Source organism: Granulicella sp. L46 (assembly GCF_009765785.1).
In the GTDB taxonomy this organism is placed as follows: domain Bacteria; phylum Acidobacteriota; class Terriglobia; order Terriglobales; family Acidobacteriaceae; genus Granulicella.
On the sequence record NZ_LMUT01000015.1, the window covers coordinates 111,200 to 117,104 of the forward strand.

Annotated in this window: 6 protein-coding genes; 3 read left to right on the plus strand and 3 right to left on the minus strand. The window is 62.5% G+C overall.

Annotated features, from left to right (window positions below; all coding sequences use genetic code 11):
* Positions 1-707 (minus strand): GvpL/GvpF family gas vesicle protein (locus tag GSQ80_RS16935; RefSeq protein ID WP_158788909.1); only part of this gene is annotated, 707 nt, incomplete at its 3' end.
* 372 nt (positions 708-1,079) lie between these two features.
* Between GSQ80_RS16935 and GSQ80_RS16940 the strand changes: the two genes are divergently transcribed.
* Positions 1,080-1,835: a lipopolysaccharide assembly protein LapB gene (locus GSQ80_RS16940; RefSeq protein WP_158788856.1), complete on the plus strand. Its 756-nt coding sequence runs from the start codon at positions 1,080-1,082 to the stop codon at positions 1,833-1,835.
* Between the two features lie 220 nt (positions 1,836-2,055).
* Here the strand turns inward: GSQ80_RS16940 and GSQ80_RS16945 are convergent, their stop codons facing one another.
* On the minus strand, positions 2,056-3,261 hold the full coding sequence (locus GSQ80_RS16945) for a potassium channel family protein (RefSeq protein WP_158788857.1): 1,206 nt from the start codon (positions 3,259-3,261) through the stop codon (positions 2,056-2,058).
* A gap of 192 nt (positions 3,262-3,453) precedes the next feature.
* Here GSQ80_RS16945 and GSQ80_RS16950 point away from each other — a divergent pair, with 192 nt between their 5' ends.
* Both GSQ80_RS16950 and xseA read left to right on the plus strand, forming a co-directional pair.
* Positions 3,454-3,828 carry a response regulator gene (locus GSQ80_RS16950; RefSeq protein ID WP_158788858.1) on the plus strand — a complete coding sequence of 125 codons (375 nt, stop codon included), beginning with the start codon at positions 3,454-3,456 and terminating at the stop codon, positions 3,826-3,828.
* Between the two features lie 174 nt (positions 3,829-4,002).
* Complete coding sequence (gene xseA, locus GSQ80_RS16955) at positions 4,003-5,544, plus strand: exodeoxyribonuclease VII large subunit (protein ID WP_158788859.1); 1,542 nt, start codon at positions 4,003-4,005, stop codon at positions 5,542-5,544.
* A gap of 140 nt (positions 5,545-5,684) precedes the next feature.
* Here xseA and GSQ80_RS16960 read toward each other — a convergent pair.
* A partial coding sequence (locus GSQ80_RS16960) for a hypothetical protein (RefSeq protein WP_158788860.1) occupies positions 5,685-5,905 on the minus strand: 221 nt, incomplete at its 5' end.

The window sequence follows — 5,905 nt, forward strand, 5'->3', positions numbered from 1 at the left end:
GGCCACGGCCCTGACAACTGCATCGCGCAGTCCTTCAGCTCCAGCGTCGCCGAGCTGTACTTGTTCTGATACCGCTCCACGGTCTTCTTCTCCACCAGGTGAGCGATATCGAGCAACATCTTGCCAGACTCCATCCGCTTGCAGGTCACTTCCTCGGCCACTGGCAGGAACATCCGATGCATCTGCAACGAAAGTGCCCGCGCCCGCGACTGCCGCTCCCGCTGCCGGCTGGCCGACTCCCGCAAGTGCGACAAATACTCCTGCCCCGCCGCCTGAAACGTGCGCCCCGCACCTTTGGTCTCCGGGCAGATATCATCCACCACGACCTTCAGGTGCATCTCCGCCATACCGCGCAGCCGCTCGACGTTGGCCATAAAGTGCCGCTGGTTCGACCGAACCGACCGCCGCAGCGCCTCATCGTCCTCAAACGTCGTGCCGAATCGGAACGGCAGCACCGTCGACTTCGCAAAGCAGCCCGAAATCACTCGAGCATGCTCCCGCGCCGCGGACTGACCCTCCACGGTGACTAACTTCGCTGCGTCTTCAGGTAGATGTTCTGACACCACCACAGCCAGATCGGCTGCGGGAAAGAGAAAGGCTTGATTTCCGAAAAGTCCGGTGACCCCTGTAAGTGGCATCGGCCTTCTATGTCGACCGAGTTCAGAAAATGCACTACGTTCGGTGATGCAGTATGCGTACCAAGCCATGACGTTTTGACGCTCCTGAGTCTTCGTGCATCCGCCGGTCAGCTTCTCTACAAATGTGCCGATTCCTGCGAATTTCTTGTCTGCTTCTTGATGAACAGTACAATTCTGGACGTGCGATCAAGCCCGCTGGCAGTGCTTCAAAATCAGTGCAGCTTGGATTGATCCGACGCAGATACTATGCCCATCCAAATACGATTGGCAAGCACTCTCTGCAAGAACTGTCCCCAATAATCGAACCTCCCCCAGTCAACCCACGCCCAGCCCCCAAATCCCTCGCCCAGCTGCCCCCGCGCGCCGTTCCCTGCTAAACTGAGACGATGCGCGGGCGGTGGGCCCGGCAATCTATTTGTAGTTCTGAAGGACGGATCGTTCGTGGATAACGCAACTAAGCGTCAGTTGAAAAAGCAGGACCAGTTTGTAGCCCTCACCGAAGCCGGCGTCCATTGGACAGAAGAGCATCGCCAGAAGGCGATCATCGGTGCCGTCATCGCCGTCGTAGCCATCATTGCCATCGTCGCGGGCTATTCGTTCTATCAAAGCCGATCCTCCGCCGCCTCGACCGCCTTCGGCCAGGCCATGGAGGTCTACCAGGCTCCTCTCTCCGCTTCCGGCGAACCGCCCGCCCCCGGCGTCAAGACCTACCCCGATGCCAAGTCCCGCGCCGCCGCTGCGAACGCCCTATTCCAGCAGGTAGCCAGCCAATACGGCCTCACCACCTCGGGCCGCCTCGCTCAGTACTTCGTCGGCCTCACCTACGTGGACCAGGGCCAGACCGGCCCAGCGCAGCAGGCACTTGAAAAGGTCGCCTCCAGCTGGGATAGCGGCCTCTCTGCCCTCGGCAAGGATGCCCTCGCCGACATCTATCAGCAGACCGGTCAGGACGCCAAGGCCATCGACATCTACAACGAACTCAGCAAAGGCAAGTCCAGCACCGTTCCTGCCGACCTCGCCCAGCTCCAGCTAGCAGAGCTCTACCAGGCCCAAGGCAAGACAGACCAGGCCCGCCAGATCCTCGCCCTGCTAAAAGATAAGAGTAAGGATTCCACCGGCAAGCCAGGCGCAGCCGCCGAGATCGCCACCCAGAAGCTAAACCCCACCCCCGCCGCCGGAGCTGGAATCCCTCGGTAACCAAACTTCACCTCTTCGCAAAACAAATGCCAGGCTCGCATCCTATGCGACCCTGGTATTTTCCTTTGCCTTCGCCGTTGCCCTTGCCTTTGCCTTTCTTTGACAATTTCCGAAGGAAACTGTCATTCCGAGCGCAGCGAGCGAACCTGCTTCCTCCCGTTCCTGCCCTTTCTGTCATTCCCCGAGGGAATCTCCTTCTGCCCTCGCGCCAGCCCTCGCCCTATCTCTGATCGTCAAAATGCGTCGCCGTAGACTGCCGACTCACATGCGCCGTCAACCGATCCGCAATCGCGCTCGGCGATCGCAACTCCGCCACCGTCGACCATTGATCCTTCCGCTTCGTCTCGTCCTTCACTGGTGGAGCCCACGTCGGCAGCTGCAACCTTAGAAAGCTCGCCAGCGCACTCGAGTGCGGCTCATACAACAAACGAATCGCGTTCAGCCGCTCTCTCGCTCCCCAGTCGCCGCATAGAGAAAACCCAGCCTGCGCCAGCAAGTCGCACAGCCTCGCAAACTCATCGTCCCCCAGCCGCTGCGGACCTTCCCCGCTCAATCGCTGCCCCTCTTTCTCCAGCCGAAACACGTGCCCCAAATCCACCAGCGTATGCCGCCCAATAGCAAACGTCAGCTGCGCCTGTCGCGTGCTCGGCCCCTCAATCGTCGTAATCAGCAGCGCGCACGTATCCAGCACCGCGGTCAGCGCCGCCAGCCAGCTCTGGTTGTCGTGCTGCGACCGGTAGTAGCAAAGAATCGGATACGAGATATGCGTCTCCAGCATCTGCGCACACCACTTCTCCCACTCCGCTAACAGCGCCGTCAGCGCGTGGTGCCCGCCATTGAAGTTGTGCCGAAACAACAACTCCCCCGCCGTCGGTGGAGACCCCGCCCGCGCATCCAGCAGCGCCACCTGGATCTCGCGCGCCGAGAACGCCGTATACAGCACCGGCACATACCCAATCACCAGCGCCACAAACCCCAGCCCCGTTCCCGCCTCTGCCACGATCAGCATCCGCGCCGCATGGGTCGCAGGGATTTCATCTCCCAGCCCCAGCGTAAATATCGTTGTCCCGCTTACATAGAAACAGCTCTCCAGCCGTTGCCATATCGTGAGCGGATGCATCGGATCGTTGAACGGCATATGCATGCCAAAGTAGATCAGCGCATACGCCGACATCAGCAGCGTCGCCCACAGGCCGAACAGCAACAACAGTGTCGAGGGCCCATAGAAGCTGTACATCTGTTCCCGGCTGCGCTTCGCCGGCCAGTGTCCTGCCAGCCACCGCCACGGTCCCCATGTCACCAGGAAGAATAACCGCGTGATCCGAAATCGTCCCACCGGCCGGCGCGGCAGAATAATCGTCTGAAACGCATCCAGCAACACCCCCGCCAGCAAAAAACAGCCGAAGATGACAGCTAAGACATGCATGTCAAAGACTCTACCGCGTCTCGAGCATAAAAGATGAATCCTCCGAAAAAATCGGCCTCTGCCTATAGCTTTTTCCATCGACGAAGGTCTAACATTTATAGAAATTGCTGACGCTGCGTCTCTCCCTCAGTGTCCTCTCCTTCACGCCACAACAACCAGATTCCCTCAACGCAGCAGGGCCCGAGGTGTCTCATGAAACAGCGTGTATTGGTCGTCGACGATGACCACCTGGTAGCCGACACTCTTAAGCTCGTCTTCAAAGCCAACGGCTATGAGTCAGAAGCCGTCTACTCTGCGGCCGATGGCCTGGCCCGGGCGCGAACCTTTGCTCCCAGCCTCCTCCTCTGCGACATCTCCATGCCCGAGCAAAGCGGCCTCCAGCTCGCCGAGGCGCTCCATCACGTGATGCCCGACTGCAAACTGCTCATGCTCACCGCGTACGCCAGCAACGCGATCAAGGTCGAGCAACACATCTCGCGCACCCGCCGCCCCCTCAAGCTCCTCACCAAGCCCTGCCGCCCCGAACTCCTCCTCCACGAAGCCCAGACCCTCCTCCAAACCGCCTAAGTACGGCGCTCAGGAAGTTGGATAGCAAAGTTGCTCTTGCCTTTCTGGCTGTCATTCCGACCCTGAGCGTAGCCGAAGGGGAGAAACCTCCTTCTCACTTGACCAGCAAGCGCCGTTCTCGCCGCTCCCTCCACACTCGCCGTTCATCCGGCACCGTCGTAAACTCGTTTTACGATGCCTGACGACATCCCCAGCCTCGCTGACCTCCGCCGCACCCGCTCCCGCAAACCTGCCACGCGCCCCGAGCCTCCGTCGTCGCCCTCCCTATTCGATACCGTCCCGGACGTCACCGCCGCCGACATCCTCGCGGAACAATCCCGCTCCCTCTCTACCCCGCCGCCATCCAAACTCTCGCGATCCGCGGAGGACACGCCCGCCCTCCGCGCAGAAGCCGCGCAGGACGTGTTCACCGTAGGCGAGCTCGTCCGCCACATCCGCAACCTCGTCGAGCGCACCCACGGCCACGTCACCGTCGAAGGCGAAATCTCCAACTGGCGTCCCGCAGCCAGCGGCCACTGCTACTTCACCCTCAAGGACGCGGAAGCGCAACTCTCCATCGTCCTCTTCCGCCGCCAGGCCACCCTCCTCCGCTTCCGCCCCAAGGATGGCGACGCCGTCCGCATCTCCGGCTCGCTCTCCATCTACGAATCCCGCGGCCAACTCCAGCTAGTCGCCGAAACCATGCAACAAACCGGCCTCGGCGCCCTTCTAGCCGCCACCCAGGCCCTCAAAGAGCGCCTCCGCCGCGAAGGCCTCTTCGACAACCAGCGCCCTCTCCCACCCTTCCCCCACTGCATAGGAGTCGTCACCAGCCTCCAAGGTGCCGCCCTCCGCGACATCGTCAAGGTCTGCCGACGTCGCCACGCCGCCGTCAATCTCCTCATCTATCCCGCCGCCGTGCAAGGCCCCAACTGCCCCGCCGAAATCGCCGCCGGCATCAACTGGTTTTCCGCCCGCCCCAACCACGCCGACGTAGTCCTCGTAGCCCGTGGTGGCGGCTCCTGGGAGGACCTCCACGGCTTCGACGCCGAGATCGTAGCCCGCGCCATCGCCGCCTGCTCCGTCCCAGTCATCACCGGCATCGGCCACGCCACCGACACCACCATCGCCGACGCAGCAGCCGACCTCCACGCCCCCACCCCTTCCGCAGCCGCCGAGCTCCTCACCGCCTCCCAGCATGGCATAGCGGATCGCCTCGCCCGCCTGCAGTCACGCCTCACCCGCGCAAACCGTTACAACCTTCTTCGCCTCCGTCAGCGTCTCTCAGCCCTTAACGCCGACGCGATCCTTCGCCGCGCCCGCACCACCTTCGAGCGCCGCGCCCAGCATCTAGACGACCTCACCGACCGCGCCGAAACCTCCCTCAACCGAACCCTCAACCGCCAACATCAGCGCCTCGCCCAACTCGAGACCCGCCTCCGCCGCCAGGACGCGACCCTCCGCCTAGCCAACGACCGTCATCGCTTCCAATCCCTCACCCAACGCCTCCGCGCGACCCGCACCATCCCCCTCCAGCAAGCCCACACCCGCCTCAACCGCGCCACCTCGCGCCTCGAAGCTCTCAGCCCCCTCCGCGTCCTCGAGCGCGGCTACGCCCTCGTCTACGCACCCGACGGCACCCTCCTCCGCAACGCCACCCAAGCCCCTGCCGGTACCGCCATCACCGCCCAGCTAGCCAAAGGCCGCCTCCGCGCCAAAGTAACCTCCACCGATTAGCTTCGCGACGCCCCGCAGCGATTGCTTCTAGGTACGCCAAGGCTTCAGCCTTGGCCTTCCGCGGCTAACAGAGGACGGGCTTTAGCCCCGAGGGTATGCTCTCTTCTCATGACAACCCCGCGCTTGAAACAATAGCGGCTTCAATAAATCCCGCCACCCACACGCGATGACCGCACCACCCCACCCACCACCGTGTACGCATACGGCGCCGAATCCCCCGTCCATCCCTTCACATCGAACCGCCCACCCGCCACAACTTTCACCGCATCCACCGGCCCAAACTCCAACGCCTCCCCCGTCTTCACCCGCGCCGGCTTCCCACCCGCCCGCAGGAAATAAGCCGCCCCCTTCCCAACCACCG